This window comes from Kitasatospora sp. NPDC054939 (assembly GCF_053610105.1).
Genome location: NZ_JBSGXP010000086.1, coordinates 1 through 25,786, shown reverse-complemented (window position 1 = coordinate 25,786; position 25,786 = coordinate 1). Strand labels below are relative to the sequence as shown.

At 74.2% G+C, this 25,786-nt stretch carries 28 protein-coding genes and 1 pseudogene; 8 read left to right on the top strand and 21 right to left on the bottom strand.

Features of this window, described 5'->3' with window-relative positions; all coding sequences use genetic code 11:
- Positions 1-48 precede the first annotated feature (48 nt).
- The 3 genes from ACWGB8_RS23425 to ACWGB8_RS23415 all read left to right on the top strand — a co-directional run bounded on the left by ACWGB8_RS23425 (position 49) and on the right by ACWGB8_RS23415 (position 3,989).
- Entirely contained in the window at positions 49-1,029 is a 981-nt protein-coding gene (locus ACWGB8_RS23425) for an HAD family hydrolase (protein ID WP_452215509.1), read from the top strand.
- A gap of 661 nt (positions 1,030-1,690) precedes the next feature.
- Positions 1,691-2,452: an ECF subfamily RNA polymerase sigma factor, BldN family gene (locus ACWGB8_RS23420; RefSeq protein WP_452215520.1), complete on the top strand. Its 762-nt coding sequence runs from the start codon at positions 1,691-1,693 to the stop codon at positions 2,450-2,452.
- 268 nt (positions 2,453-2,720) lie between these two features.
- Positions 2,721-3,989 carry a DUF5667 domain-containing protein gene (locus tag ACWGB8_RS23415; RefSeq protein WP_452215508.1) on the top strand — a complete coding sequence of 423 codons (1,269 nt, stop codon included), beginning with the start codon at positions 2,721-2,723 and terminating at the stop codon, positions 3,987-3,989.
- Positions 3,990-4,074: 85 nt separating this feature from the next.
- Here ACWGB8_RS23415 and ACWGB8_RS23410 read toward each other — a convergent pair whose 3' ends face one another.
- From ACWGB8_RS23410 to ACWGB8_RS23355, 12 genes are all read right to left on the bottom strand, one after another.
- Positions 4,075-5,103 carry a lysophospholipid acyltransferase family protein gene (locus ACWGB8_RS23410; RefSeq protein WP_452215507.1) on the bottom strand — a complete coding sequence of 343 codons (1,029 nt, stop codon included), beginning with the start codon at positions 5,101-5,103 and terminating at the stop codon, positions 4,075-4,077.
- 7 nt (positions 5,104-5,110) lie between these two features.
- Positions 5,111-6,190, bottom strand: a complete 1,080-nt coding sequence (locus ACWGB8_RS23405) for an NAD-dependent epimerase/dehydratase family protein (RefSeq protein WP_452215506.1) — start codon at positions 6,188-6,190, stop codon at positions 5,111-5,113.
- 150 nt (positions 6,191-6,340) lie between these two features.
- Positions 6,341-6,439, bottom strand: a complete 99-nt coding sequence (locus ACWGB8_RS23400; RefSeq protein WP_003948845.1) for a 30S ribosomal protein bS22 — start codon at positions 6,437-6,439, stop codon at positions 6,341-6,343.
- Between the two features lie 187 nt (positions 6,440-6,626).
- The gene (locus ACWGB8_RS23395) at positions 6,627-6,836 is read right to left on the bottom strand and encodes a helix-turn-helix domain-containing protein (protein ID WP_045937940.1); all 210 of its coding nucleotides are present in this window, start codon (positions 6,834-6,836) and stop codon (positions 6,627-6,629) included.
- A 227-nt stretch (positions 6,837-7,063) separates the two neighbouring features.
- Positions 7,064-8,260, bottom strand: a complete 1,197-nt coding sequence (locus tag ACWGB8_RS23390) for an acetoin utilization protein AcuC (protein ID WP_452215505.1) — start codon at positions 8,258-8,260, stop codon at positions 7,064-7,066.
- A complete protein-coding gene (locus ACWGB8_RS23385) occupies positions 8,241-9,536 on the bottom strand; it encodes an MFS transporter (RefSeq protein WP_452215504.1) in 1,296 nt (431 codons plus the stop codon). Before ACWGB8_RS23385 ends, ACWGB8_RS23390 begins: the two co-directional genes overlap by 20 nt.
- 170 nt (positions 9,537-9,706) lie before the next feature.
- Positions 9,707-10,378, bottom strand: a complete 672-nt coding sequence (locus tag ACWGB8_RS23380; protein WP_452215503.1) for an HAD family hydrolase — start codon at positions 10,376-10,378, stop codon at positions 9,707-9,709.
- 21 nt (positions 10,379-10,399) lie between these two features.
- The gene (proC, locus tag ACWGB8_RS23375; RefSeq protein WP_452215502.1) at positions 10,400-11,227 is read right to left on the bottom strand and encodes a pyrroline-5-carboxylate reductase; all 828 of its coding nucleotides are present in this window, start codon (positions 11,225-11,227) and stop codon (positions 10,400-10,402) included.
- Between the two features lie 128 nt (positions 11,228-11,355).
- A complete protein-coding gene (locus ACWGB8_RS23370) occupies positions 11,356-11,643 on the bottom strand; it encodes a hypothetical protein (RefSeq protein ID WP_452215501.1) in 288 nt (95 codons plus the stop codon).
- Complete coding sequence (locus ACWGB8_RS23365) at positions 11,640-11,882, bottom strand: hypothetical protein (protein ID WP_452215500.1); 243 nt, start codon at positions 11,880-11,882, stop codon at positions 11,640-11,642. Before ACWGB8_RS23365 ends, ACWGB8_RS23370 begins: the two co-directional genes overlap by 4 nt.
- Positions 11,870-12,130, bottom strand: coding sequence for a hypothetical protein (locus tag ACWGB8_RS23360; RefSeq protein WP_452215499.1), 261 nt, complete (start codon positions 12,128-12,130; stop codon positions 11,870-11,872). Before ACWGB8_RS23360 ends, ACWGB8_RS23365 begins: the two co-directional genes overlap by 13 nt.
- Positions 12,127-12,528: an ATP-binding protein gene (locus tag ACWGB8_RS23355; RefSeq protein WP_452215498.1), complete on the bottom strand. Its 402-nt coding sequence runs from the start codon at positions 12,526-12,528 to the stop codon at positions 12,127-12,129. Before ACWGB8_RS23355 ends, ACWGB8_RS23360 begins: the two co-directional genes overlap by 4 nt.
- Before the next feature lie 316 nt (positions 12,529-12,844).
- On the opposite strand from ACWGB8_RS23355, the gene ACWGB8_RS23350 reads away from it, so the two are divergent.
- Both ACWGB8_RS23350 and ACWGB8_RS23345 read left to right on the top strand, forming a co-directional pair.
- Complete coding sequence (locus tag ACWGB8_RS23350; protein WP_452215497.1) at positions 12,845-13,711, top strand: helix-turn-helix domain-containing protein; 867 nt, start codon at positions 12,845-12,847, stop codon at positions 13,709-13,711.
- Complete coding sequence (locus ACWGB8_RS23345; RefSeq protein ID WP_452215496.1) at positions 13,704-13,901, top strand: DUF397 domain-containing protein; 198 nt, start codon at positions 13,704-13,706, stop codon at positions 13,899-13,901. The genes ACWGB8_RS23350 and ACWGB8_RS23345 overlap by 8 nt, the downstream gene beginning before the upstream one ends.
- Positions 13,902-14,057: 156 nt before the next feature.
- Here ACWGB8_RS23345 and ACWGB8_RS23340 read toward each other — a convergent pair whose 3' ends face one another.
- The gene (locus ACWGB8_RS23340; RefSeq protein WP_452215495.1) at positions 14,058-14,528 is read right to left on the bottom strand and encodes an NUDIX domain-containing protein; all 471 of its coding nucleotides are present in this window, start codon (positions 14,526-14,528) and stop codon (positions 14,058-14,060) included.
- A 3-nt stretch (positions 14,529-14,531) separates the two neighbouring features.
- A pseudogene (locus ACWGB8_RS23335) lies at positions 14,532-14,844 on the bottom strand (XRE family transcriptional regulator); the annotation flags it as partial.
- Between the two features lie 22 nt (positions 14,845-14,866).
- On the opposite strand from ACWGB8_RS23335, the gene ACWGB8_RS23330 reads away from it, so the two are divergent.
- From ACWGB8_RS23330 to ACWGB8_RS23320, 3 genes are all read left to right on the top strand, one after another.
- A complete protein-coding gene (locus tag ACWGB8_RS23330; protein ID WP_452215494.1) occupies positions 14,867-15,406 on the top strand; it encodes a DUF6879 family protein in 540 nt (179 codons plus the stop codon).
- 241 nt (positions 15,407-15,647) lie between these two features.
- Entirely contained in the window at positions 15,648-16,082 is a 435-nt protein-coding gene (locus ACWGB8_RS23325; RefSeq protein WP_452215493.1) for a hypothetical protein, read from the top strand.
- Positions 16,083-16,194: 112 nt separating this feature from the next.
- Positions 16,195-17,517 carry an SCO2583/SCO2584 N-terminal domain-containing protein gene (locus ACWGB8_RS23320; RefSeq protein ID WP_452215492.1) on the top strand — a complete coding sequence of 441 codons (1,323 nt, stop codon included), beginning with the start codon at positions 16,195-16,197 and terminating at the stop codon, positions 17,515-17,517.
- Between the two features lie 6 nt (positions 17,518-17,523).
- On the opposite strand, the gene ACWGB8_RS23315 is transcribed toward ACWGB8_RS23320, so the two are convergent.
- From ACWGB8_RS23315 to ACWGB8_RS23285, 7 genes are all read right to left on the bottom strand, one after another.
- Positions 17,524-18,033, bottom strand: a complete 510-nt coding sequence (locus ACWGB8_RS23315) for a hypothetical protein (RefSeq protein ID WP_452215491.1) — start codon at positions 18,031-18,033, stop codon at positions 17,524-17,526.
- 83 nt (positions 18,034-18,116) lie between these two features.
- Positions 18,117-19,961 (bottom strand): dihydroxy-acid dehydratase, encoded by a 1,845-nt coding sequence (ilvD, locus tag ACWGB8_RS23310; RefSeq protein WP_452215490.1) that lies wholly within the window; start codon positions 19,959-19,961, stop codon positions 18,117-18,119.
- A 120-nt stretch (positions 19,962-20,081) separates the two neighbouring features.
- Positions 20,082-20,858 carry a class I SAM-dependent methyltransferase gene (locus ACWGB8_RS23305; RefSeq protein WP_452215489.1) on the bottom strand — a complete coding sequence of 259 codons (777 nt, stop codon included), beginning with the start codon at positions 20,856-20,858 and terminating at the stop codon, positions 20,082-20,084.
- Positions 20,859-20,888: 30 nt separating this feature from the next.
- Positions 20,889-21,692 carry a sugar phosphate isomerase/epimerase family protein gene (locus ACWGB8_RS23300; protein WP_452215519.1) on the bottom strand — a complete coding sequence of 268 codons (804 nt, stop codon included), beginning with the start codon at positions 21,690-21,692 and terminating at the stop codon, positions 20,889-20,891.
- A gap of 697 nt (positions 21,693-22,389) precedes the next feature.
- Positions 22,390-23,352, bottom strand: coding sequence for a Ppx/GppA phosphatase family protein (locus ACWGB8_RS23295; RefSeq protein ID WP_452215488.1), 963 nt, complete (start codon positions 23,350-23,352; stop codon positions 22,390-22,392).
- Between the two features lie 76 nt (positions 23,353-23,428).
- Positions 23,429-24,289, bottom strand: coding sequence for a glycerophosphodiester phosphodiesterase (locus tag ACWGB8_RS23290; protein ID WP_452215487.1), 861 nt, complete (start codon positions 24,287-24,289; stop codon positions 23,429-23,431).
- 131 nt (positions 24,290-24,420) lie between these two features.
- The coding region (locus ACWGB8_RS23285) for an SUKH-4 family immunity protein (RefSeq protein WP_452215486.1) at positions 24,421-25,786 on the bottom strand (1,366 nt) is incomplete at its 5' end.

Genomic DNA, 25,786 nt, shown 5'->3' with positions numbered 1-25,786 from the left:
ACGCCGCCGTCACAGGCGCCGCAGGTCAGGCTGGCTATGCTCGGTGGCATGGCCGTGCTCCGTAGGCTCACCCAGACAAGGCGCTCGACCTCCGAGCGGACCGCCCTGGCGGGCGAGGCCGCGGCCGAGGCGGCGGAGGCCGCGCTGCGCACCGCCGCCGGACCCGCCGCGCCGCCGTCCGGGCCGGAGGCCGCCGAGGAGCGCCCCGGGCGGCCCCCGAAGGCGCCCGCCGAGAACCACGTCCCGGAGCAGGACGACCCGCGCGCCGCCGCCTTCTTCGACTGCGACAACACCATCCTGCGCGGCGCCGCGATCTTCTACCTCGGGGTCGGCCTGTACCGCCGGGGCTTCCTCACCCGCCGGGACATCAGCCGCTTCGCCTGGCAGCAGGCGTGGTTCCGGCTGGCCGGCACCGAGGACCCGGACCACATGGCGGACGCCCAGCACACCGCGCTGGGCCTGGTCGCCGGGAAGCGCACCGCCGACCTGGAGGAGATCTGCGAGGAGATCTTCGAGGACGTCATCACCGAGAAGATCTGGCCGGGCACCCGGGCCCTGGTGCAGATGCACCTGGACGCCGGGCAGCGGGTCTGGCTGGTGACCGCCGCCCCGCTGGAGGTGGCCCGGATCATCGCCCGCCGGCTCGGGATGACCGGCGCGCTGGGCACCGTCGCCGAGTCCCGGGACGGCCACTACACCGGCCGCCTGGTCGGCGACCTGCTGCACGGCCCGGCGAAGGCCGCCGCGGTGGGCGCCCTGGCCCGCCGGGAGCGGCTGGACCTCGACCGCTGCGCCGCCTACAGCGACTCCGCCAACGACATCCCGATGCTCTCGCTGGTCGGCCACCCGTACGTGGTGAACCCGGACGGGGCGCTGCGCCGACACGCGCGGGCGATGGGGTGGCGGGTGCGGGACTTCCGGACCGGGCGGAAGGCGGCCCGGATCGGCATCCCGGCCGCCGCAGGGCTCGGCGTGGTCGCGGGCGCGACGGCGGCCACGGTCGCGCTGCGGCGCCGGCACGCCGGTTGAACGGCCTCCGGGCGGGCGTCCGGGGGCGGGCGCGGCGGGCACTCGACCGGGTGACGGTACGTCAACCAGGGCGCTGACCAGGGCCCTCGTACGGGCGAACTCCCGCCCGCGGCACGGTGGTCCAGTCCGCGGTTTCGAGCCCGCCCGCCGGTGACCGGTTCTGATCGTTCGGCAGCTCTCGAAAGTCGGGGGTTGCCGGGGCCGAAGGCTGGGAAACCGTCCGCCACACCGCCGAATTGGTCACCCAGCGCTGCCGAACGATCACGTTGAGCCGGATGAACGATGACATCTTCGGTCAGTATCAGCTGAATATGCGCTCCATGCGGATCTCAAACGACCACTTCGACCACACGGTGTAGCTGTCATTGCACAAAGCGTTATTCTCTCCTGGATGCACGCCACCCAGGCGTCCCTGCTGGCCGGGGGGCGGGGGGCGTGCTCTCCGCGCAGGCGGAGGTGATCCGTCCACAGTTCTGCCTCTGGGAGTCCCGTGTACCCACCCGTCCGGAACGACGCGCCTGCTCCCTCCCGCCCGTCGTCCGCGCCCCTGCGCTCCCGCACCGGCCTCCGCGGCCGTCCGGTCTCCGCCCGGCAGATCTCCACCGGCCTGGAGCTGTTGCGCAGCCTGCTCCGCAGCCAGCTCGTCGCCGGCCCGCAGCTCGTGCCCGCCGGCGCCGCGTCCGGTCCGGCGACGAGCGGGGTGTTCGGTGCCGCCGCGGCCGGCCCGGGCCGGCCGGGCACGGTGCTGCGTTCGACCGCCACCAGTGCGGGCGCCGGCAGCGCCACCGGCAGCGGAAGCGGCACCCGGGGCCGGACGGCCGCCGCGGGCAGCCGCAACCGCTCCCGGACGGCGACCGGCCCCGGCCACGAGACCGAGCACAACCCGATCATGGAGCTGGTCGAGCGGGCCCAGGCCGGCGAGAGCGAGGCCTTCGGCAGCCTCTACGACCACTACGCGGACACCGTCTACCGCTACATCTACTACCGGGTCGGCAGCCGGGCCACGGCCGAGGACCTCACCAGCGAGACCTTCCTGCGGGCGCTGCGCCGGATCGGCACCTTCACCTGGCAGGGGCGGGACTTCGGCGCCTGGCTGGTGACGATCGCCCGCAACCTGGTCGCCGACCACTTCAAGTCCAGCCGCTTCCGGCTGGAGGTCACCACCGGCGAGATGCTGGACTCCAACGAGTGCGAGCGCAGCCCGGAGGACTCGGTGCTGGAGTCGCTCTCCAACGCCGCGCTGCTGGACGCCGTCCGGCGGCTCAACCCGCAGCAGCAGGAGTGCGTGACGCTCCGCTTCCTGCAGGGGCTCTCGGTGGCCGAGACGGCCCGCATCATGGGCAAGAACGAGGGCGCCATCAAGACCCTCCAGTACCGCGCGGTGCGCACGCTGGCGCGACTGCTGCCGCCCGACGCGCGGTGACCCGGGGGATGGACGGGGAGATACCGGGGCGGCGGTCCGACGGATCGTCACCGCCTGCGCCGGGCCGACACGTCCGGGTGAACGGTCGGTCCGATGATCAGCCGTGCGTAACCGACCACCCGCACCGCTCGTTGGCCAGCGTGCAAGCCTCCACCAGGCGTACGGTCAAGTCGAATTGCGACCTCTCACCCGATGGAGTGGCTTTGGCCCGCCGAGGCAACCGTCCGGCAGGCCGGGGTGTCGACTACGACGAAGGGAGGTGTGGCCCGTGACGGCCAACGTGCTGGAACACCGGCGGGCGAAGGCCTTCGCCGAGGTGCTGGAGGCCCACCAGTCAGAGCAGCGCGGCGCCGCCAACACCGCGCCCACCGGGGCCGGTTCGGCCGCGATGGCCGAGCTGATCGGACTGACCGACTCGCTCGGCGCACTACCGGGCCCGGAGCTGGACCACGAGGTCCGCACGGTCCAACGCGCCCGACTGGTGGCCGCGTTCGAGCAGGCCTTCGCCGGCGGACCGGGCGCCGCGGTGCCCAGGCAGCGCCGGCACCGGGCCATCCGGACGGCGCCGCGCGGGCGATGGAGCCGCCGCTTCGCGGTCGGCGGACTGGTCGCCGGCCTCGCCGTCGGCAGCTTCGCCGGTGTCGCCGCCGCCAGCGGCAACGCCCTCCCCGGGGACACGCTCTACGGTTTCAAGCGCGGCCTCGAAGGGCTGCGGCTGGACCTCGCGGACTCCGACAGCGAGCGCGGCGAACTGCTGCTCGACAACGCCTCAACCCGGCTCGGCGAGGCCAAGAGCCTGCTCGGCCGGTCGGGTTCGGGCGGTGCGCTGAGCCCGTCCACCGTCGACCAGGTCCGGCGGGCGCTGGACGACATGCACGCCGACGCCATCAAGGGGCGCGAACTGCTGCGCGCCGTCTACCGCAGCAACGGCTCGCTGGAGCCGATGCGCGCGCTGGCCGGCTTCGCCCAGGACGAGGACGGCCGCTGGGCCGAGCTGCAGGGCCGGCTCCCGGTGCAGCTCACCGAGCAGGTCCACCTGGTCGACCAGCTCTTCGACGACATAAGCGAGGACGTCGCGCCCCTGCGCCTGGCCGCACCGCCCGCCAAGGGCGGTGCACCGGCCGGCAGCGGGGCGGGCGGCGCGAACGCCCCCGCGTCCGGTGGGAACGCCGGCTCCCCGGGCGGCTCGGGCACCGCGCCCAAGTCCGGTCCGGCCCAGGGCGGCGCGGGAGCGGCCGAGCCCGGCGGCAGCGGCAAGGCCGGCACCTCCGGCCAGGCCCCGAGCGCCGGGGCGAGCACGCCCGGTGCCGCGCCCAGCAGTGCGCCGAGCGCCCCGGCCGACCCGGTCGGCGGGCTGGTCAACGGCCTCACCGACGGTCTGACCGGCGTCCGGCCCTCGCCCAGCGCGGACGCGGTGCCCCCGGCGCCCGCGCCGCGGCCCTCCGCCGCCCCCAGCGCCACGGCCGACGCCCAGCAGGGCGTGGACCTGCCGCCGCTGATCCCCGGCCTGCTGCCGGGTCTGCGGATCCTGGGCTAGCGGGGCGAGGAGGGCGGGACCGGTACCCACCGGCCCCGCCCTCCTCGTCGGAGAGACGGGGGAACCGGAGACGGGGGAACCGGGGTCAGAAGAACACCGAGCGCCGCTGCACCAGCAGGGTGTAGAGGGTGTGCTGGATGGTCTCGCGCACCTCGTCCGTGAGGTCGAAGACCAGCATCGGGTCGTCCGCGGCCTCCGGCGGGTACCCGTCCGTGGCGATCGGCTCGCCGAACTGGATCGTCCACTTGGTCGGCAGCGGCACCGCCCCCAGCGGCCCCAGCCACGGGAAGGTCGGCGTGATCGGCACGTACGGCAGGCCCAGCAGCCGGGCGAGCGTCTTGAGGTTGCCGATCATCGGGTAGGTCTCCTCCGCCCCGACGATCGAGCAGGGCACGATCGGCACGCCGGCCCGCAGCGCCGAGGCCACGAAGCCGCCGCGGCCGAACCGCTGCAGCTTGTAGCGCTCCGTGAAGGGCTTGCCGATGCCCTTGAAGCCCTCCGGCCAGACCCCGACCACCTCGCCGCGCCCCAGCAGTTCCTGGGCGTCCTCGGCGCAGGCCAGGGTGTGCCCGGCCTTGCGGGCCACCTCGTTGACGCCCGGCAGGACGAACACCAGGTCGGCGGCGAGCATCCGCAGGTGGCGGTGGTTCGGGTGGTGGTCGTGGATCACCACCTGGGTCATCAGCGCGTCCAGCGGGACGGTGCCGGAGTGGTTGGCGACGATCAGCGCCCCGCCCTCGGCCGGGATGTGCTCGATCCCGCGCACGTCGATCCGGAAGTACTTCTCGGCGAGCGGGCGCAGCAGCGCCAGCAGCACGTCCTCGGTGAGCTCCCGGTCGAAGCCGAACTCGTCCACCTCGTAGTCGCCGGTGAGCCGGCGGCGCAGGAACGACAGGCCCTCCGCGGCCCGGCCCTCCCAGCCCTTGCCGAGCACCCGGGTCGCGGCCGGGCCCAGCCGGCCGGCGAGCGCGCCGCCGACGGCCCGGGCGACCGAGTCGGCGATCCGCTCGGCGGCGCCGTCGGGCGCCGGTCCCGCGGGCTCGTTCCAGCTGGGTGCGGACTCGATCGGGATGACCTTCGCCCCGCCCGGCGCGTTCTCGGCTGCGGCACTCATCGCGGGTTCAGCTCCTCGTTCGGTTCGGGTCGCTCGATTCGGGCCCCAGCAGCCCGGTGAGCCGGTCCGCCACGGCCGCCAGCCGCTCCGGCGGCAGCAGCCCGCGGCGCTGCGCGGCGGCGAAGTCCGCGAACGCCTCCGGGGTGGTGAACCGCGGCCGGTAGCCGAAGGTCTCCCGCAGCAGGGTGGTGTCCACCACGCGGCCGTGCGTCAACAGCCGCAGCTGCTCCGGCGAGAAGTCGACGATCCGGGTCTGGCGCACCAGGCCGGCGACCCAGCTGATCGCGGGCAGCAGCAGCGGTACGGTCGGGCGGCCGAGCCGGCGGGCGCACTGGGAGAGCAGCAGCACGCCCTCGCCCGCCACGTTGAAGGTGCCGGTGTTCACGGTGCCGGGCTCGGGGGGCAGCACCGCGCGGCAGAGCACCTCGACGGCGTCGTCCTCGTGGACGAACTGCAGCCGCGGGTCGTAGCCGAGGACGGTCGGCAGCAGCGGCAGCCCGAAGTACTCGCTGAGCGGGGTGTCGGCGCCCGGGCCGATGATGTTGGCGAACCGCAGCACGGTCACCGCGACGTCGGAGCGGCGCCGGGCGAAACCGCGGGCGTACCCCTCGACCTCGGTGGCGTCCTTGGCGAACCCGCCGCCGGGCAGGTTCCTGGGCTGGGTGCGCTCGCCGAAGACCGCCGGGTCGCGCGGCGCGGAGCCGTACACGCCGGTGGTCGACTTGACCACCAGCCGGGCCACCCCGGGGGCCTTCTGGCAGGCGCCGAGCAGTTGCATGGTGCCGATGACGTTGGCTTCCTTGACCGCCGAGCGGTTGGTGGAGCCCAGGCCGGTGGCGCTGACGGCGAGGTGGACCACGGTGTCGACCCGGTACTCGGCGAGCAGCCGGGCGACGGCGGGGCGGCGCAGGTCGATCCGGTGGAAGCGGTACTCGGCGGCCGGCCCGTCGGGCTCCGGCGCGGTCCGCTCGGGCGGCAGGACGTCGACGCCGACCACGAGGTCCACCCCGGGGCGGCGGCGCAGCTCGGCGGCGAAGCGGGCCCCCAGGTGGCGGGCCACTCCGGTGACGAGCACGACCATCCCCACGGCGATGCACCCCATTCCCGGCCGAACGACCTGGGTGCACCGTACCGCGCCGCGCGGGGGCGCCGGAAAACGACACCGCCCGCCCGGACCACGAGTGGTCCGGGCGGGCGGTGGAAGCGCTGGGCGCGCTCAGGGCGCGGCCGGGGGCGCTTACTTCTTGTTGCGACGCTGAACGCGCGTGCGCTTGAGAAGCTTCCGGTGCTTCTTCTTGGCCATACGCTTGCGACGCTTCTTGATGACAGAGCCCACGGAACAACCCTCGCTCACTGAGACTCTCGCCCGTGTGAGACGGAGTCCATACGACTGACGGAGGGCCTAGCCTACCGTCCGAGTGGCCAGGGCTGTAATCGTGCTCCCCGTGGCCGGAAAACTGGCGGCAAATCTGAGGCGAACGGAGGCGGGACCCACCGGCTGTGGGCCCGCCGCCGACACCGCCCTACGCGCTTTCGAGCCGCACGTAGGACTCCTTCAGGTACTCGTGGACCGCCTGCTGCGGGACCCGGAAGGACCGTCCGACCCGGATGGCCGGCAGTTCTCCGCTGTGCACCAAGCGGTACACCGTCATCTTGGACACCCGCATGACCGCCGCGACCTCCGCGACGGTCAGGAACACGACGTCCTGCAGGGGGCGCTCGCCGGAACTCATGACCATCACCCGACCCTTAACCCGTGTGCAAGGCACCGGCTTCCCCTCCGGTGACTCCACCGGCACACGTGTATCCCCAGAGTAGTTATGGGTGGTACCAGTGGGAAGAGGGGGAAGCGCAAACCTCGTACGGTGCGGCATCCCCCCGTTGCAGTACGTAGTCACTCGGCGGTCTGTAGCAGTGGGCGTGCGCACGACCCGCCCGGGAAGTCCCCAAACGGGCGCTTTCAGGCCAGCAGGCCGTGGTGCGGGAAGACCGCGCGGCGGGCGGCCAGGATCGCCTGGTCGAGGCGGTCGGCAGGGTCGTAGCCCGCGTCGAAGTCCCGCCAGGTGGGCCGGGCGCCGTCGGTCATCCGCAGCGGGGCGGGCCGGCGGGTGAGCCGGTACACCTCGGCGCGCCACTCCTCGGGGGTCTCGGCGGCCGGGTCGACGGGCCGTCCTGCGGCGACCGCGACCAGGTGGGACCAGCTGCGCGGGACGACGTCGACCACCGCGTAGCCGCCCCCGCCGAGGGCCAGCCAGCGGCCGTCGGCCGTCCGGTGGGCGAGTCCGTGCAGCTCCTCGGCGATCATCCGCTGGGCGTCGAGGGTGACGGCGAGGTGGGCGAGCGGGTCCTCCACGTGGGTGTCCGCGCCGTGCTGGGTGACCAGGACCTGCGGCCGGAAGGCGGTGAGGAGTTCGGGCACCAGGGCGTGGAAGGCGCGCAGCCAGCCGGCGTCGCCGGTGCCGGCGGGCAGCGGGAGGTTGGCGGCGGAGCCGGGGGCGTCCGGGCCGCCGGTCTCGGTGGACCAGCCGGTCTGCGGGAAGAGCGTGGCCGGGTGCTCGTGCAGCGAGATCGTCAGGACCCGGGGGTCGTTCCAGAACGCCTCCTGGACGCCGTCGCCGTGGTGGACGTCGACGTCGACGTAGGCGACGCGCTCGGCGCCGAGCTCCAGCAGCCGGGCGATGGCGAGGGCGGGGTCGTTGTAGATGCAGAAGCCGGACGCCCGGTCGGGCATGGCGTGGTGCAGGCCGCCGGCGAAGTTGACGGCGTGCAGGGTCTCGCCGCGCCAGACGGCCTCGGCGCCGGCCACGGACTGACCGGCGATCAGCGCGGAGGCGGAGTGGACGGTGGGGAACGACCAGTTGTCGTCGGTGCCGAGGCCGTGCCGGGGGTCGAGTCCGCCGGGGTTGGCGGCGGCCCGCTTGACCGCCTCGACGTACTCGCGGGTGTGCACCAGGCCGAGGGTCGAGTCGCCGGCGGCCGGGGCGGTGCGGACGGTGGCGCCCGGTCCGGAGGTGAGCCCGAGGGCCTCGACCAGCCGCATGGTGAGGGCCAGCCGGGTCGGATCCATCGGATGGCCGGGCCCGAAGTCGTAGGTGGTCACGGCTTCGTCCCAGAACAGGTGCAGGCCGCAGGGGTGTTCACGCTCGGCTTCGGGCATGGCCTCCACCGTACTCGGTGGCGCCGCGGCTGCCGGGCAACGGGTCCCGGCCGGGACCGGTGCCGTGGCGGCCCGGCGCCGGATCGAGTCGGCCGGCCAGCGGGAGCACGGCGAGCAGCAGCAGGGTGGGGGCGAGCAGCGCCCAGCGGTACGAGCCGAGCGCGGCGAGCGCCCCGACCAGCGGCGAACCCACCAGGAAGCCCACGTAGTTGAACAGGTTGAGCCGGGCGACCGCGGTGTCCGGGGCGTCCGGGAGGAGCCGCGCGCCGGCCGCGAACACCTGCGGGACGACGGCGCAGACGCCGAGACCGAGCAGGGTGAATCCGGCGACGGCGGTCCACGGGCCGGGTGCGGCGGCGGCGAGGGCGAAGCCGAGGACGCCGAGCGCGGCACCGGCCCGGACCACCGGGACGGCGCCGCGGCGGCGGATCGCGCGGTCGCCGGCGGTGCGGCCGAGCAGCATGGCGAGGCTGTAGCCGAAGTAGCCGAGCTTGGCGAGGTCGTCGGGGCTGTGCAGGGCGTCGGTGAGGTAGCCGGCGCTGTAGTTGGCGACCGAGGCGTCCGCGATGAACGCGAAGGCCATCACCAGGCAGAGCGGCAGCAGCGGACGCCAGGGCGGGGCGGCCCCGTCGGGCGCGGCGGGCTTGGCCGGTGCGGCGGGCGCGGGCGCGGCGGGCGCGGCGGGCGCGGCGGGCGCGGCGGGCGCGGCGGGGTCGGACAGCCGGGTGCCGCTCGCCACCGCGAGGACGGCGATCACCGGCCCGGCGGCGCCGAACAGCACGGGCAGGTCGAGCCCGTACCGGGAGCCGAGCGCAGCGAGTCCGGCGCCGACCAGGCCGCCGAGGCTGAACGCGGCGTGGAAGCCCACCATGATCGAACGGCCGTAGCGCTCCTGCAGGCCCACCCCGAGCATGTTGGCCGTGGCGTCCAGCGCGCCGACCAGCAGCCCGAACGCCGCCAGGGCGAGGGCGAGTTGCCACAGCTCGTCGCCGAGCCCGGTGGCCGCCAGGGTGAGGCAGACGCCGGGCTGCACCAGCCGCAGCACGGTCCGCGCGCCGACCCGCCGGACCACCCGCTCGCCGAGCACCGACCCGGCCCCGGCCAGCACCGGTACGGCCGCCAGGAAGACCGGCAGCAGGGCGTCGCCGAGGCCGTACCGGCGCTGGATCTCGGGGATGCAGGTGACCAGCAGGGCGAAGGTGGCGCCCTGGAGCAGGAAGGCCGCGGCGAGCGCGGCCCTGCCCCGGCGCAGGCCGGCCGGTATCGCGGTGCTCATGGGCCTCGCTCCTCGCTACCGGCCGGTAGGGGCGGCGCGGTGGCGAGGAGCGTAGGCGCAGTCGGGCGCTTTGGGGAGGGGTCGCGCACGAGGACGTCCGGCCGGTGCGCGTACGCCCTGGTCGGGGCGCCCGGGGTGTCCGGGGTGTCCGGGGTGTCCGGGGCGTCCGGTCAGCGAGCCGCCGCGAGGGCCGCGTCGATCAGGCCGGACACCTCGGCGAGGTCGGCGACCAGACCGGTGGCCCCGGCCGCGGTGAGCCGCGCCGGGTCGGTCAGCGCGGTGTACCCGAGCACGTCCATGCCGGCCGCGCGGGCGGCCAGCACCCCGTTGACGCTGTCCTCGATCACCAGGCAGCGGGCCGGATCGGCGCCGAGGGTGCGCGCGGTGTGCAGAAACAGGTCGGGCGCGGGCTTGCCGACGCCGACGTCCTGGGCGCTGAAGATCCGCTCCTCCGCGAACCGGCCGCGCAGCCCGGTGACGTCCAGCGCCGAGCGGATCCACGCATGGTGGGCCGAGGACGCCAGGCAGTACGGCAGCCCGCGGCGCTCCAGCTCCGCCAGCAGCTGCCCGGCGCCCCGGACGGGCGCGAGCTCGGCCTCGAAGGCGGCGAACACCCGGCCGTGGAACAGCTCGTCGAAGCCCTCCGGCAGGGTGGCGCCGTACCGCTCGGCGATCACGTCGTGGATCCGGTGGGCGGCGGTGCCCATGAAGTCCCGGTAGGAGTCCTCGATCGTGGTCGGGTACCCGAGTTCGGTCAGGTACTCGGCCAGCAGCCGGTTGGAGAGCGGCTCGCTGTCCACCAGGACGCCGTCGTTGTCGAAGATCACCAGGTCATAGGACATTCCCAGAGCCTATGCCCCTGCCTACTTGCCGCCGGAGGCCAGCTCCCGGGAGCGGTCGCGGGCCGCCTCCAGGGCGCCCAGCAGGGCCGCCCGCACCCCGTGGTTCTCCAGCTCGCGAATGGCCGCGATGGTCGTGCCGGCCGGCGAGGTGACCGCCTCGCGCAGCTTCACCGGGTGCTCGCCGGAGTCCCGCAGCATCACCGAGGCGCCGATCGCCGACTGCACGATCAGGTCGTGCGCCACCTGCCGGGGCAGGCCGAGCAGGATGCCGGCGTCGGTCATCGCCTCGACCAGGAAGTAGAAGTACGCCGGGCCGGAGCCGGAGAGCGCGGTCGCCGCGTCCTGCTGGGCTTCGGGCAGCCGCAGCGCCTTGCCGACCGAGCTGAAGATCTCCTCCGCGCGCTCCAGGTGCGCCTCGGTGGCGTGCGAGCCGCCGGAGATCACGCTCATCCCCTCGTCCACCAGCACCGGCGTGTTGGGCATCACCCGGACCACCGGGGTGCCCGCAGCCAGCCGCTCCTCGAACCAGGAGGTCGGGATGCCGGCCGCCGCCGAGATGACCAGCCGGTCCGCGCTGATGTGCGGGGCCAGCTCCTCCAGCAGGGTGCCCATGTCCTGCGGCTTCACGGCGAGGATCAGGGTGTCGGCGAGCTTGGCGGCCTCGGCGTTGCCGACCGCGGCGACCCCGTACTTGGCCGCCAGTTCGACGGCGCGCTCCGGGCGGCGGGCGGTGACGAGCACGTCGGCCGGGTCCTTGCCGGCCCGCAGCAGACCGGAGAGCAGGGCCTCGCCGATCTTGCCGGTGCCGAGGAAGGCGATCTTCTGTCCGTGTGCTCCGCTGCTGCTCATGGCCGCTCCTTCATCCGGTACTGCGGCCATCCTCGCACCGCGCCCGGGGCCTTCGCGGGAGCGTCCACCCTGCGGAAGGGCCGGGCCCCGGCAGGCGGGGCCCGGGCGGGTCGGGTGCGGGCGGGCGCTCAGACGGGGGTTCGGTGGTGCTGGTCGGGCCGGGGGCCGGGGGTGGTCTCGGAGCCGAAGCGGCGGGCCTGGCGGGCGATCCAGGCGTACTCACTCGTCCCGTCCGGGAGCTGCCGCAGCTCCCAGCGGCCGTGGCGGGTGATGGGCGGCGGCGCGGCAGCCTGCGGGTCGTCCGGGCGGGGCATGCGGAGGGTGGCGAGGACCCCGAGGGCGACGGTGAGGAGGGCGAGGGCCAGCAGGGCGATCAGGGCGGCGCCGACCAGGAAGCTCGCCGTACCGGACCTCATCGGCCCACCCGCAGGGTGCGGTGCCCGAGGTGGGCGGCGAGGGCGTGCAGCAGTTCCTCGGCCTGGTCGCGGGTGAGCGGCAGGGCGAGCTGCCCGCCGGGCCCGGCGTGGACGGCGAGGTCGACGGCCACGCGCAGCTGGACGGCGGCGTCGGGGACGGTCTCGACCGCGAGGTAGGCGACGGTCGTGCGCTCGGCGTGGTCCGCACCCGCCGTGGCGAGGGGGATCACGACTCCCATGTCTGCCCCCGTTCGGTGTCGCGGAGCAGGTGGAGGAGGTTGAGGAGGGTCGCGATCGGGGCGTTGCCGAAGTCGACGAGGATACGGCCGTCGACGGCGCCGTTGACGGTGGTGGCGGAGCCCCACCGGAGGCCGAACGCACGGCCGCGCTCGTGGAGTTCGAGCAGCAGGGCGGTGACCTGGGCGTCGGTGTAGTCGCGCATCCGGGGGTCGTCCGGGGCGATCGGGTCGCGGCGGACGGCGCTCACGCGGCGGCGTCCAGCTCGAACCAGACCCGCTTGCCCTTGCCCCGCTCGCGCGGGTCCGCGCCGAAGCGGTCGGTGAGGGAGCGGACCAGGTGCAGCCCGCGGCCGGAGAGCTCGTACGGGTCGGCGGAACGGCGGGGCTCGGGCAGGTCCGGGCTGTCGTCGGCCACGCAGACCCGCAGGGTGTGGTCGGCGAGCAGGGTGACCACGACGAGGGGCGCGGCGCTGTGGCCGTGGCGCCAGGCGTTGACGAACAGCTCGCAGAGGGCGAGTTCGGCGTCGCGGATGAGGTCGTCGGGCCAGCCGGTGAGGGTCATGACGGTCCGCAGCTCCTCCCGGGCCGCCGACCAGTCGGGCGGCGGGGCGGAACGCGAGGGCGCGGGCGTGCTGAAGGTGCACATGGGGAACCTCCGTGCGAGGTGGGGTGTGGTGAGGAGACGAGCGACCGGCGGATACGTCGCCGTGAGCCAGGCCAGGACGGGACTGGTGCGTACCGCGCTGGCTGCTCTGCGGTGCGGGAGGGCAGCAGGCGCCTACTGCCGTGGAAACAGGCATTACTGACGATCCGTCTGATCGCTGTGATGAAGACCATAGCGCACCGGGTCTCAAATTTGAGCCCACTGCGGAAGAGTTCCCCCTCCAGGGGGACGCCGCCCCGAATGGACCCTTGCGCGACCCGCGCGGCACACTGGCCTCAGCCGGCAGAGAGGGGACGCCATGGCCAACCGCCCGAACCCGACGCTGCGTCAGCGCCGCATCGGCGCCGAGCTGCGGAGAATGCGGGAGCAAGCGGGCTTCGGCGGCAGCCAACTCGCCCGCGCGCTCGGGGTGGCACCGGCCCAGGTGACCAACATGGAGAACGGGAAGGCCGGCATCAGCGTGGAGCGCCTTCGCGCAATCGCCGCAACCTGCCTCTGCGCCAACGAGCCCCTGATCGACGCCCTCGCCGGCATCGTCGGGGAGCGAGCGAAGGCCGGCTGGTGGGAGGACTACCGCGGAGCCCTCTCCACGGACTTCCTCGAAGTCGCCGAGCTGGAGGACGACGCGCACCGGCTGACGACCTACACGATCACCTTCATCCCTGGATTGCTACAGACCGAGGCCTACGCCTCCGCGATCTTCTCCGGTGCTCTACCGCCCCTGCCGCCTCATGCCATCGAAGCCAGGACGACCTTCCGCATGAAGCGACAGAATGTAGTCCGCTCCGGTCGGACGCGGTACACCGTCTTCATCCACGAAGCGGCACTGCGCATGCAGTTCAGCGGCGCCGCAGTGCAGATCGAGCAACTTGAAAGTCTCATCCGGGACTCCGAGCTGCCGGGGCTCTCCGTTCGAATCGTTCCGTTCACCGTGCGCGCCCTACCCAGTGCCAGCGAGAACTTCACGTATGCCGAAGGTCTGGTCCCCGAACTCGACACGGTGCAATCAGACATGGTGCTCGGCTGCCACTTCTTCGATTCCCCGGCACTCCTCGAACGGTTCAGGTCCATCCTCGCCAAGACGGCATCAGACGCTCTCTCCGAGGAGGAATCTCGTGAATTCATCCGGTCGATCAAGAAGGGCATGGGCGGCAAGCATGGCTAGCTCCACGTGGCAGAAGTCCAGCTACTCCGGCGCCAACGCCGACTGCGTCGAGGTGCGCACCGTCGACGGGCTGATCGAACTCCGCGAGTCCGACGACGGCTACGTCATCGTCCGCACCACCCCGGCGGAGTTCGCCGCCTTCCTCCACGGCGCCAAGGCCGGCGAATTCGACCACCTCACCACCCCCTGACCCACCCCCCGCCCCCGCCGAGCCACCGCTCGGCGGGGGCGAAAGACGTCCTGTCCGTCCTCGGTGCGCCCGGAGCGGATTCCCCACCGAGGCCCAACCCCCGGCCCTGGACGTCAGCCGACTCGACCGGTCGCGACGTGACCCCAGGGGCGCCCATCAGCCGAGGTACGGCGTCGTCCTGCCATCGAGAAAGTGTCGGAGTCGGAGGCGCTGTGTGTGGTGCATCGGTAGATCACCGATGTCCTCAGGCGCGACGAACTGAAGGTCTGTGGACTCATCGGAGATTCGCAGTTCGCCGCCCGTGATCCGAGCCGTGAAGCACACGTTGAACTGTTGCCGAACCTCACCATCCGAATAGGCGATGACGTGCCGGGGGTCGGTGTACGTGCCCACCAGCCCCGTGATCTCGACGTCGAACCCGGTCTCCTCGCGCACCTCTCGCACTGCAGTGTCCGGAAGGGACTCGCCGAGATCGATCGCTCCACCGGGCAGCGCATACAGCCCGTTGTCAGTGCGTCGCTGGAGCAGGATGCGCCCGGCCTCATCGGTGACGACGGCGGAAGCCGCGACCACCAGGTTGTTCGGCTTGGGCGCGTTGGGGTCGTCGTAGTACTCGGTCCGTGCCATGTCTCAGCTCTCCTCGACTGGTTGTGCCACGCTCCACACCGCATCGAAGCTCGAAGCGTAGGTGTCGAACATCGCGCCCGCCCCCCGTCCGGCGGAGATGCCAGATCGGAGCACCGAAGGCGTTCACGCCCCAGACGTGGGCATTCACGAGTAGGTGATCGTCTGCCCGGTACAGGCTGTTGCACAGAGTGGTTCCATGGGTGCGGATCTCGATGCCGGGAGTGTCGATGAGTGGGCGGTAGTGCATCAGGGCGAGGCGGCACCGGGACTCGATGCCGTGGCCGAACCGCTCCTCTTCACCGCACTGCCTTACGTTCGCGCCCAAGGAGGCAGCCGGAGTGCCGGAGTTCGTACCTCAGCAGAAGATCACCGAGTTCATCAACGACGGATTCGAGCACACCGCTTGGCGGTTGGAGACGCGAACCGGCTACCTGTCCGACAAGCAGATGCCGTCCTACGCGGAGTTTCTGCGCACCGGCGACACCGCCGGAGAAATCGGGCACCCGTGGTTCGACAACGTGCGGCGAATGATCGGCAACGGCAAGCGGTTCGAGCGCGTCCGCCTGGTCGACAACCCGCCGACCGAGGGGCAGCGCTACCTGCTGGCCTGGGCCAGGACGAACGTTGCAGCCGGTGAGGACATCCGCTGCATGTGGCGCTCGGACGCCGAGGCAGCCGGTCTGGGTGGGCTCTCGGACTTCTGGCTGTTCGACTCGCGGACCGTCGCCCGATTCCACTTCGAGGGTGAACGGACCGTCGGGATGGAACTGATCACCGACCCGCTGGAGGTGCTTCGCGCCTGCCAGGTCCGTGATGCCGCATGGCACCACGCGACCCCCTACGGCGAGTTCCTCCCTCGGGTACCGGCCGCCATGTGAGCACCGAGTACCCACAGGCAAGGGTCGCTCTCGGTGCCCGCATGCGGGAGCTTCGCAACGGGAGCGGCCTTCCGGGCCACGCGCGCGGGGACGATGCCGTGACGGCTCTCGCCCACCCGATCCCGGACGGCTGGCTCAAGAAGGTGCTCGATCTCCTCCGCCACTCGGGGGAAAGTCCGGGTTGTCCCCTATGGCTAAGCCCTCGCGCCGGGCGCACCGTGGAGGTATGGCACACGGAGACATGTCCCGACGTGAGAACCGGCAGCTCGCCGTCGCCTCCGCGACGGTGGGACCGTGGCGGACGGCCGCGGGAGTCGGTGCGGTGGTGGGGGCGACGGCCCTGGGGATCGAACTGATCACCGGGGACTGGTCGCTGAGCATGCTGGCCGGCCCCGCCGGCTGGGCACTGTTGTTCTTCTTCCTGGTCGGCACGGTGGGCGGGCAGCTGCGCCCGGACACCGGCGACCGGCGGCTGCGCCGCTGGGCGGCCGAGCACCCGTGGCAGTCCGCGGCCCCCGCCGCGGGCGCGCTGCTGGTGCTGAACACGCTGGTGCAGGCGTTCCTCGGGGACGCGAGCCTGATCGGCGCGTTCTTCCTGTCCCTCCTCCCGGCCGGGCTGCTGCTGGTGGTGGCGGGGGTGGTCGGGTCGGTGAAGCAGGCACGCGGCAAGGGCTGACGCCCGCCGGCAGCCCCGGTCGGACGGCGGGCCGATCGGGGGCGCACCACCGTTCACCGGACGGTGCGCCCCCGATCGGCCCGTCGTCACACCCTGTCGTCATACTGGCGGGATGCCCACTGCCGAAGATCCGCACCCGCGTCCCGCCGAGGGGCCGGAGCCCGACGGGAAGGACCCGTTCGAGGGCCTCGTCCTGGACGAGGACTTCGTCCGCGGGGCCGAGGTGCGGGAGCAGTCCGGCCGCACCCGGATGCTCGCCGCCCGTTGGAAGCACACCCCGCCGGTCGACCCGGGCGGGCGACGCTCGGTCAACGACGGACCGAAGAAGAAACGATTCGCCCACAAGCCGCGCCCCGTCGACCCCTGGGGCAACCCGGTGGCCCGCCGCCGGGTCGAGTGGCGCACCCCGCTGTTCGTCGCGCTCGCCATCGCCCTGCTGCTGGCGTTCCTGAACGTGGACGGGCTGCGCGAGTGGACCGGCCGCGACAGCGGCTCCGGCACGGCACGGCAGCCGGTGCCCACCGTGGCGCCGGAGACCGCCCGGCCGACCACCGCGCCGCCGCCGGTCGACCCCGAGCAGTCGACCGTGGCCCGCCCCTGGGCCGGCTCCCCCGCCGAGGGCTGGCCGAACGGCGCCGAGGCGTTCGTCCTGCCGCCGGCGCGGGCCGAGGGGGTCTTCACCGCCGAGCAGGTCGCCGCCCAGCTCCGGCTGGTCAAGGACTACCTGACGGCGGCCCACCTGGACCCGAAGGTGATCGCCGGCGCACGGCCGGACGCCGCCCTGGCCATGCTCGACCGCGAGGACCGGGACTCCGCCCTGGCCACCTTCGACAAGCCCTCGCAGCAGTCCGACCCCACCCTGTGGGTCAGCCGCTTCGACCCCCGCGAGGCGATCCCGGCGACCGACACCGTCAAGGTCCAGGGCTTCCTGCGGTTCGAGGGCGACGGCGAGCGCGGCGTCCTGGTGCACACCGACTTCACCTACGTGTACGCGCTGCGCCCCGGCCCCGAGGCCGCCGCCCGGGCCGCCTCGCCCGCGCCGACCGGCCGGCCGCAGCCCTCCGGGACGCCCGCCGCGCCGGCCCCGGGCGACGGCGCCGTGAAGCCGGTGGGCCTGGTGGTACCGGTCGCGGACGTGCCCGGGGACACCTGGACCGCCCGGACGATCGTCCGGCGGGTGGACACCTTCCGCTTCCACAACCCCGGGAAGTTCCAGGTCGACCCGAAGCGGCCGGTGCGCCACGCCTCGGTGTCCGAGGCCGGCAACACCGCGTGCGGCCTGTACGACGGCTACTACCACCCGCGCTTCGCCCAGTTCGACGTGCCCGACGGGCCGATCCGCCGGCCCTCGCCGAGCGGCCCGACCGAGGACCCGTACGACCGCAGCAAGGAACTGCAGGTCGGCGGCGAGTGCGGGACGGTCAGCCGCAGCTGACCGGCGTCAGCGCTTGCGTCCGGTGCCGGGCCGACCGCTGCGGTTGGTCCGGCGCCGCTCGTACTGCGCGAGGGCCTGCTCGTAACCGGCGCGCTTGACGGCCTCGCCCGGCGCCTCGACCAGGCTGCGCAGGAAGTACGCGAAGAGCGCGCCGACCCCGCCGATGAACCAGACCGCGCCGAGCGACTTGTCCTCGGCCATCCAGCCGGTCAGCCGGTCGCGGCCCTCGGTCAGCAGCTTCCAGGTGCGCAGGCCGGCCAGGCAGGAGCAGACCGCGATCGCCGCGATCAGCAGGCCGCCGACGAAGCCGCCCGCGTCGGAGAGCTGGACGCCGCCGACGGCGAAGCGCAGCACCAGCGCCCCGGCGGCGGTGGCCAGCAGCGCGCCGAGCGGTACGGCGGCCCGGCGCAGCCGGTAGTCGGTGCCGCGCTCGACCCAGCTGGTGCCGAACCAGCGGATCGGCTCCGGCTCGGGGGCGCCGGCGGGCTTGGGGGCGGGGGTGGGGTCCTCGGTCACACGGCCGATTATCACCCGGCGCCCGGAGAGCGCGGAGGAGCCGTCCCGGCAGGCGGGACGGCTCCTCACGGGCGGTGGCGGGGTCAGCCGAGCTTGCTGACGTCCCGGACGGCGCCCTTGTCGGCGGAGGTGGCCATCGCGGCGTAGGCGCGCAGGGCCTGGCTGACCTGGCGGTCGCGGTCCTTCGGCCGGTAGCCGCCCGCGGCCTCCAGGGCGCGCCGGCGCTCGGCCAGCACCTCGTCGGGGACCTCCAGGGAGATCGTCCGGCCGGGGATGTCGATGGCGATGGTGTCGCCGTCCTCCACCAGCGCGATGGTGCCGCCGGAGGCGGCCTCCGGGGAGGCGTGGCCGATGGACAGGCCGGAGGTGCCGCCGGAGAAGCGCCCGTCGGTGACCAGCGCGCAGGCCTTGCCGAGGCCGCGGCCCTTGAGGAAGGAGGTCGGGTAGAGCATCTCCTGCATGCCCGGGCCGCCCTTGGGGCCCTCGTAGCGGATGACGACCACGTCGCCCTCCTTGATCCGCTTGGCGAGGATCGCCTCGACCGCGTCCTCCTGCGACTCGACGACGACGGCCGGGCCGCTGAAGGTCCAGATGGACTCGTCGACGCCCGCGGTCTTCACGATGCAGCCGTCGTCGGCGAGGTTGCCGTACAGCACGGCGAGGCCGCCCTCGACGGAGTAGGCGTGCTCGACGCTGCGGATGCAGCCCTTGGCGCCGTCGGTGTCCAGCGACTCCCAGCGCTCGGACTGCGAGAACGCCTCGGCCGAGCGGACGCAGCCGGGCGCCGCGTGCCACAGCTCGACGGCCTCGGCGGACGGCGAGCCGCCGCGCACGTCCCAGGTCTTCAGCCACTCCTCCAGCGAGTCGGAGTGGACGGTGTGCACGGCCTCGTTGAGCAGTCCGCCGCGGTAGAGCTCGCCCAGGATGGCGGGGATGCCGCCGGCCCGGTGGACGTCCTCCATGTAGTACGAGCCGTTGGGCGCCACCTTGGACAGGCAGGGCACCTTGCGGGAGATCGCGTCGATGTCCCGCAGGTCGAAGTCCAGCTCGGCCTCCTGGGCGGCGGCGAGCAGGTGCAGGATCGTGTTGGTGGAGCCGCCCATGGCGATGTCGAGGGCCATGGCGTTCTCGAACGCGGCGCGGGAGGCGATGGCACGCGGCAGGAGCGAGTAGTCGTCCTGCCGGTAGTGGCGGTCGGTGATCTCGACGACCGTGCGGCCGGCCTTCTCGTACAGCGCGCGGCGGGCGGTGTGGGTGGCGAGCACCGAGCCGTTGCCGGGCAGCGAGAGGCCGATGGCCTCGGTGAGGCAGTTCATCGAGTTGGCGGTGAACATGCCCGAGCAGGAGCCGCAGGTCGGGCAGGCGTTCTCCTCGATGATCGCGATGTCCTCGTCGGAGACGTTCTCGTTGACCGCCTGGGAGATCGCGTCGACCAGGTCGAGCTTGCGGACGGTGCCGTCGACCAGGGTGGCCTTGCCGGCCTCCATCGGGCCGCCGGAGACGAAGACGGTCGGGATGTTCAGCCGCAGCGCGGCCATCAGCATGCCCGGGGTGATCTTGTCGCAGTTCGAGATGCAGATCAGCGCGTCGGCACAGTGCGCGTTGACCATGTACTCGACCGAGTCGGCGATCAGGTCGCGGGAGGGCAGCGAGTAGAGCATGCCGCTGTGGCCCATGGCGATGCCGTCGTCGACCGCGATGGTGTTGAACTCGCGCGGGATGCCGCCCGCCTGCTTGATCGCCTCGGAGACGATCCGGCCGACCGGCTGCAGGTGGGTGTGGCCCGGGACGAACTCGGTGAAGGAGTTCGCCACCGCGATGATCGGCTTGCCGAAGTCCTCGCGGGCTACGCCGGCCGCCCGGAGAAGCGCCCGGGCGCCTGCCATGTTGCGACCGTGGGTGACCGTACGGGACCTCAGCTCTGGCACTGTGCTCCACTCCTTCGGAGGCTGACTGGCGGCCCCGCTCAGGTGGGAGGGTGCGGCGCCGCTGTGTCTGTCGAGCCTACGCCCGCCACCGGGCCGGCGGCCCGCACGTCCGCGATGCGGTCAGCCCCGGCGCGGTGCCAGCGCCACCGTCAGGTCGAGGACGTACGGCTCGACGACCGTGCCGTCGGGAAACTCGGCGAGCAGCGCCTCCCGCTCCACCGCCAGCAGTTCGCCGCGCCGCACCGGGTCGACGGCGGCGACGTAGGAGCGCGAGGTGAGGTCGGTGATCACGTGGTCGACCGGGATCCGGCGCTCCCAGCGCAGCACGGCGGTGCCGACCTCCAGCCCGTACGGGGCGAGGTGGCCCGCGATCTCGTTGACCCCGCCGTAGCCGTGGTAGGTGTCCGGCAGCGCGGCGGCGAGCCGCTCCCCCATCGCCCGGACCCAGCCGACCTGCGGGTCCTTGACGTTCCAGAAGGTGGCCAGCGCGCCGCCCGGGCGCAGCACCCGGAGCGCCTCGGGGATCGACCGCTCGGGGTGCGTCCAGTGGAAGGCCTGCGCGTAGGTCACGACGTCCGCGGACCGGTCGTGGAAGGGCAGCTCGTCCCCGGTGCCGCGGACCAGCGCCAGCCCCGGGCTCGCGGTCAGGAAGCGGGCGGCCATACCGTCGTTGGGCTCGACCGCGACCACGTCCGCGCCGCGGGCGGCCAGCAGCCGGGTGGCGATGCCGGTCCCGGCGCCGACGTCCAGCACCCGGGCGCCCTCGAGGCTGCGGCCGGCCAGGCGCTCCAGCGCGTCGAAGAGCGCGTCCGGGTAGCCCGGGCGGGCCCGGTCGTACTCCTCGGCGACCGCACCGAACGCCTCGGCCAGCTCGCGGCAGTCCCGACTGTCCGTCATGTCGCCTCCTGGTTCGACCGGTTCGTGTGCTCAGCGTACGCGCGAGGGGGTGGCCAGGTGCAGCCTGGTGAAGGCCAGGGCCTCGGCGAGATCGGCCTCGCGTTCGGCGGGCGAGGCGGAGCGGCGGGTGTTGACCTCCAGCACGACGTGGCCGTCGAAACCGGTCCGGGCGAGGTGCTCCAGCAGCTCGGCGCAGGGCTGCTTGCCGCGGCCGGGGATGAGGTGCTCGTCCTTGCCCGAGCCGCTGCCGTCGGCGAGGTGGATGTGGGCGAGCCGGTCGCCCATCCGGTCGACCATCTCCAGCGCGTCGATCCGGGAGGTCGCGGCGTGCGAGAGGTCGATGGTGAAGTGCCGGTACTCCTCCTCGGTGACGTCCCAGCCGGGGGCGTAGGCGAGCATCTCGCGGTCCCGGTAGCGCCACGGGTACATGTTCTCGACGGCGAAGCGGATGTCGGTCTCGCCCGCCATCCGGCCGATGCCCTCGACGAACTCCCGGGCGTACTGGCGCTGCCAGCGGAACGGCGGATGGACGACGACCGCGCTCGCGCCGAGCTTCTCGGCGGCGGCCCGGGCGCGCACCAGCTTGGTCCACGGGTCGGTCGTCCAGACCCGCTGGGTGATCAGCAGGCAGGGGGCGTGGACGGCGAGGATCGGTAGCCGGTGGGCGTCGGAGAGCCGGCGCAGCGCGTCCACGTCCTGGCTGACCGGGTCGTTCCAGACCATCACCTCGACGCCGTCGTAGCCGAGCTTGGCGGCCAGCTCGAAGGCGACCGCGGTGGGCGCCGGGTAGACCGAGGCGGTGGAGAGCGCGACCTTGGTGTCCGGGATGTGCAGGGCCGGGTGCGGGGGCAGCACCAGCCGGTCGGTGGTGCGCAGCAGCGGGGCCGGCCGGGTGGCGGCCTGCCGGGCGGCCTTGACGGACTTCACGGACTGGACGGCGGCCTTGGCGGCGGAGGTGGCCCGCGCGGCGCGGGTCTCCCGGCGCCCGGGGCTGCGCTCGACGGCCTGCTCCACGGCCTTCGCGGCGGCCCGCTCGGCTCCCTTGCCGGTCGGCGCCGGCTGCTCGGCGGCCCTGCGGTCGGTGCGCTCGACCGCCCGGGCGACGGCCTTCTTCACCGCCCGCTTGGCGCTCCCGGCGGCGGCCTTCCGCGGGGCGGCGCGCTTCCCGGCGGCCTGCTTGGCGGCCTCCGCGGCGGACTGCTCCGTGGCGGGCTTCCCGGCGGCCTCCGGGGCGGGCTGCTCCGTGGCGGACGGCCGGGCGGCGGTCCGCTTCGCCGGCTTGCGCGCGGACTTCTTCGGCGGCGGCTGCGCGGGCTCCTTCGGGGCGGCCCGGTCGGGGCCTGCCTTCCCGGGGTCCGCGGGGGTGTCGGCGGCCGGCTCGGCGGCGGTCCGCTTCGCACCGCGGCGGCGCGGTGCGTCCGGCCGCGGCGGCCCGTCCCCGGGTGCGCGGCCCTCCTGCGTACCGTCCTCGTCCGCTGGTTGCGCCACGGGAGACAGCGTAAGCGGACCGCGCCCGGAACGGGGCCGCGGCTCAGCCGGTCAGCGCCGGGCGGCGGCGGTCGGTGGGGCTGTCCAGGGCGTCCAGCCGGCGCAGGATGATGCCCTCGCGCAGCGCCCAGGGGCAGACGTCCAGCTCGTTCAGCCCGAACAGGTCCATCGCGGCGTCGGCGACCAGCGCCCCGGCCAGCAGCTGCCTGGCCCGGCCCTCGGAGACGCCGGGGATCCGGGCCCGTTCGGCGACGGTCATCGCCGACAGCCGGGGCAGCCAGGCGGACAGGCCGCTGCGGGTGAGCCGGCGGTCCGCGTACGGGCCGGCGTCGGCGGGGGCGGCGCCGGTCATCCGGGCGAGCTGCTTGAAGGTCTTCGAGGTGGCCACCGCGTGGTCGGGGGCGCCGAGCCGGGAGATCTCGCCGACCACGCCGGCGATCTCCGCCCGGATGTGCCGTCTGAGCTCGCGCAGGTCGTCCGGGTCGGCGACGTCGCCGGGCAGCCAGCCCGCGGTGAGCCGGCCCGCGCCGAGGGGCAGCGAACAGGCCACGTCGGGCTGCTCGTCCAGGCCGCAGGCGATCTCCAGCGACCCGCCGCCGATGTCGAGGTTGAGCAGCCGCCCGGAGGACCAGCCGAACCAGCGGCGGACGGCCAGGAAGGTCAGCCGGGCCTCGTCCTGACCCGACAGCACCCGCAGTTCGACCCCGGTCTCGTCGGCGACCCGCCGCAGCACCTCCTCGCCGTTGGCGGCCTCCCGGACGGCCGAGGTGGCGAACGGCAGGACGTCGACCACGCCCTTGTCCTCGGCGACCCGGATCGACGATGCGACCATGCCGACCAGCTTGTCGACGCCCGGCTCGCTTATGGCGCCCCGCTCGTCGAGGAGTTCGGCGAGCCGCAGCTCGGCCTTGTGGGAGTACGCGGGCAGCGGGGCGGCCCCGGGGTGGGCGTCCACCACGAGGAAGTGGACCGTGTTGGAACCTACGTCGAGCACTCCGAGTCGCATAGCTCCCCAAGTTACGCGATCGACCCGGCCGCGAGGGGCGGTTGCGGCGTGCTCGCGGCCGGCCGCCGCGGACGCGTCAGCGGGCTCCGCGGGCCGCCTCCGCAACGGCGCACCGGGCGTCGGCCCAGCGGCGGGCCGGGCCCGGGGTATCGGTGACGATCCCGTCGGCGCCGTGGTCGGCGGCAGCCCGCCAGCCGTCCGCGTCGTCCAGGGTCCAGACGTGCACCGCACGGCCGAGGGCGTGCTCGGCGGCGATCCGCTCGGCGGTGGCCAGGCCCCGTTCCAGGGCGATGCCCGCCAGCGGCAGCCCGTCCGGGGGGTCGGCGATGCTCCCGCTCTGGAGCAGGACCACCGGCAGGCCGGGGGCGGCGGCGTGGGCCCGGCGCAGGTGGTCGGCGGAGAAGGAGTACAGCACGACGTCCGCCCCGGAGCGGACGGCGAGGCGGGCGATCCGGTCGACGTCCTCGTCGCGCTGCCACTTGATCTCCATCAGCAGCCGGACCCGGCGGTCCGCCAGCCGGGTCAGCAACTGCTCCAGGGTGGGCACCGGTTCGGGCCCGCCGGGGCCGGTGTCCGCCCGCAGTTCGGCGATCCGTCCGGCCGTCAGCTCGGCGACGGCGCCGGTGCCGTCGGTGGTGCGGTCGACGGTGTCGTCGTGCATCAGCACCGGGACGCCGTCCCGGGTGGTCCGGACGTCGGTCTCCAGCCAGTCCGCACCCTCGCGCAGGGCCGCCTCGAAGGAGGCGAGGGTGTTCTCGGGCGCCTGCCGGGGCGCACCGCGGTGGCCGATCACCACCGGCCGGTCGCAGCCGGGCGCAGCGGCGGCCGCCCGCTCGGCGCGGGCGGGGGGCTCGGCGCGGGCCCGCGGGGCGGCTGCGCAGCCGGCCGCCAGGACGGCGACGGCGGTGAGGGCGGCGGTGCAGGGCGAAGCGGTCACGGCGCGGCCTCCGGCTCGTCGGTGGGGCTCCCCCGGGTTCCTTCCCAGCCTGCGCCCGCCCGCCGGCCGCCCCGGGCCGCGCCGCGCCGCGGGTCACCCGGCTGCGGGCGCCCGGGCGGCCGGGGCGGCGGTCAGAGCAGTCCGTCCCAGAGCTGCTCGACGATGACGGCCCACCAGTTCTCCGGGTCGTCGAAGACCGTCCCGTCGATCGCCGCCAACTCCCGCTGCAGCTCGGCGAGGAGCGCCCCCGCGGCGTGCGGCGGCTGTCCGGCCAGTGCGGGCCTGCGGTCGGCGAACACGGCCAGGCAGCGGACGAAGGCGGTCGGGTCGGCGTTGCAGTGCCGGGCGGTGGCGTAGTCGGGTTCGACCGCGCGGACGGCGCCCTGCGCGGTGTCCACGGTGATCAGCGCCCAGCCGTCGGTGCCGAGCAGCAGCTGCGGGACCAGCGCGCGGCGCTCCCGCTCGGCGGCCCGGGTGCCGCGGCCCAGCCGGGCCAGGTGCTCGGCGACGGGGGGCAGCAGCGGGTCCGGCCGGGAGCCGTCCACGACGGCGTCGGGCCGGGGGTCGTACAGCGCGAAGAAGTCCGGGACGACGACCGGCACCCCGACGGTCAGCAGGGTGCGGGCGATGGCGTCCGGCAGGTCGGCGCCGGAGAGTTCGTCCGGGCCGAAGCGGCGGACCCCCTGCGGGCCGAACTGCGCGTCCAGCCGGGCCGCCACCGCCGGGTCCGCCACGGCGGGCCCCGCCGGCACGGACCGCGGGAACGGCACCCGGTTGGGGACGGGGGCGCCCTCCGGGCCGGGCGGCAGGGCCCGGACGGCCGCCGCCCGGTGGTGGAACCACGGCCCGTACGGCAGCTCGCCGAAGACCTGGGCGCCGGGCAGTTCGGCGGCCAGCGCGTGCGCCCAGTAGCCGCCGGGCAGGGCGGACAGCCGCAGGTCGGTGTGGACGGTCAGCACGTCCTCGGGCCGGACGCCGTCCTGCTGCAGCTGCCGCCAGGCGCGCAGCGCGGGGTGCGGAAGGCCGGGGGCGGAGTGCAGCGCCAGGGTCCGGGGCGCGCCGAAGGCGTCCCGGTAGGTGAGCTCGGCCCGGGTGCCGCGGCCGGTGGCGGGCGGCAGCCGCGGGTCCCAGCGGCCCGCGCCGAGGCTGTCCCGGTACAGGCCGACGACCTCGTCGACCGGGACGGACGGCCAGACTGTCAGCCCTCCGGTCTCGCGGTCGACCACGCCGCAGGCCGCGCCGATCTCCTCGGGGGCCCGCCGCTCCCCGGTCAGCGGGTCGACCCCGACCGGGGACGGCTCGGCCCACACCACCCAGCCGAGGTCGAACTCGTGGGAGTGCACCCGCCTCGTCCCGGCGGCCCACTCGCCGTTGATCCAGCGGTGGGCGGCGTCGATCGCCTGCGCGCGGGTGATCACAGGGGTGGTGCTCCTCGGGTCGGTGCGGCAGTGGTTCGGGGTACGGCCGGGCCGGCGGGGCGTCCGGCCGCAACGGGCC

Coding starts and splice junctions, on each gene's coding strand:
- ACWGB8_RS23425 (WP_452215509.1), top strand. CDS start 49: ATGGCCGTGCTCCGTAGGCTCACCCAGACAAGGCGCTCGACCTCCGAG.
- ACWGB8_RS23410 (WP_452215507.1), bottom strand. CDS start 5,103: ATGAGTGCCGCAGCCGAGAACGCGCCGGGCGGGGCGAAGGTCATCCCG.
- ACWGB8_RS23395 (WP_045937940.1), bottom strand. CDS start 6,836: ATGAGTTCCGGCGAGCGCCCCCTGCAGGACGTCGTGTTCCTGACCGTC.
- ACWGB8_RS23390 (WP_452215505.1), bottom strand. CDS start 8,260: ATGCCCGAAGCCGAGCGTGAACACCCCTGCGGCCTGCACCTGTTCTGG.
- ACWGB8_RS23385 (WP_452215504.1), bottom strand. CDS start 9,536: ATGAGCACCGCGATACCGGCCGGCCTGCGCCGGGGCAGGGCCGCGCTC.
- ACWGB8_RS23380 (WP_452215503.1), bottom strand. CDS start 10,378: ATGTCCTATGACCTGGTGATCTTCGACAACGACGGCGTCCTGGTGGAC.
- proC (WP_452215502.1), bottom strand. CDS start 11,227: ATGAGCAGCAGCGGAGCACACGGACAGAAGATCGCCTTCCTCGGCACC.
- ACWGB8_RS23370 (WP_452215501.1), bottom strand. CDS start 11,643: ATGAGGTCCGGTACGGCGAGCTTCCTGGTCGGCGCCGCCCTGATCGCC.
- ACWGB8_RS23365 (WP_452215500.1), bottom strand. CDS start 11,882: ATGGGAGTCGTGATCCCCCTCGCCACGGCGGGTGCGGACCACGCCGAG.
- ACWGB8_RS23355 (WP_452215498.1), bottom strand. CDS start 12,528: ATGTGCACCTTCAGCACGCCCGCGCCCTCGCGTTCCGCCCCGCCGCCC.
- ACWGB8_RS23350 (WP_452215497.1), top strand. CDS start 12,845: ATGGCCAACCGCCCGAACCCGACGCTGCGTCAGCGCCGCATCGGCGCC.
- ACWGB8_RS23345 (WP_452215496.1), top strand. CDS start 13,704: ATGGCTAGCTCCACGTGGCAGAAGTCCAGCTACTCCGGCGCCAACGCC.
- ACWGB8_RS23340 (WP_452215495.1), bottom strand. CDS start 14,528: ATGGCACGGACCGAGTACTACGACGACCCCAACGCGCCCAAGCCGAAC.
- ACWGB8_RS23325 (WP_452215493.1), top strand. CDS start 15,648: ATGTCCCGACGTGAGAACCGGCAGCTCGCCGTCGCCTCCGCGACGGTG.
- ACWGB8_RS23320 (WP_452215492.1), top strand. CDS start 16,195: ATGCCCACTGCCGAAGATCCGCACCCGCGTCCCGCCGAGGGGCCGGAG.
- ACWGB8_RS23305 (WP_452215489.1), bottom strand. CDS start 20,858: ATGACGGACAGTCGGGACTGCCGCGAGCTGGCCGAGGCGTTCGGTGCG.
- ACWGB8_RS23295 (WP_452215488.1), bottom strand. CDS start 23,352: ATGCGACTCGGAGTGCTCGACGTAGGTTCCAACACGGTCCACTTCCTC.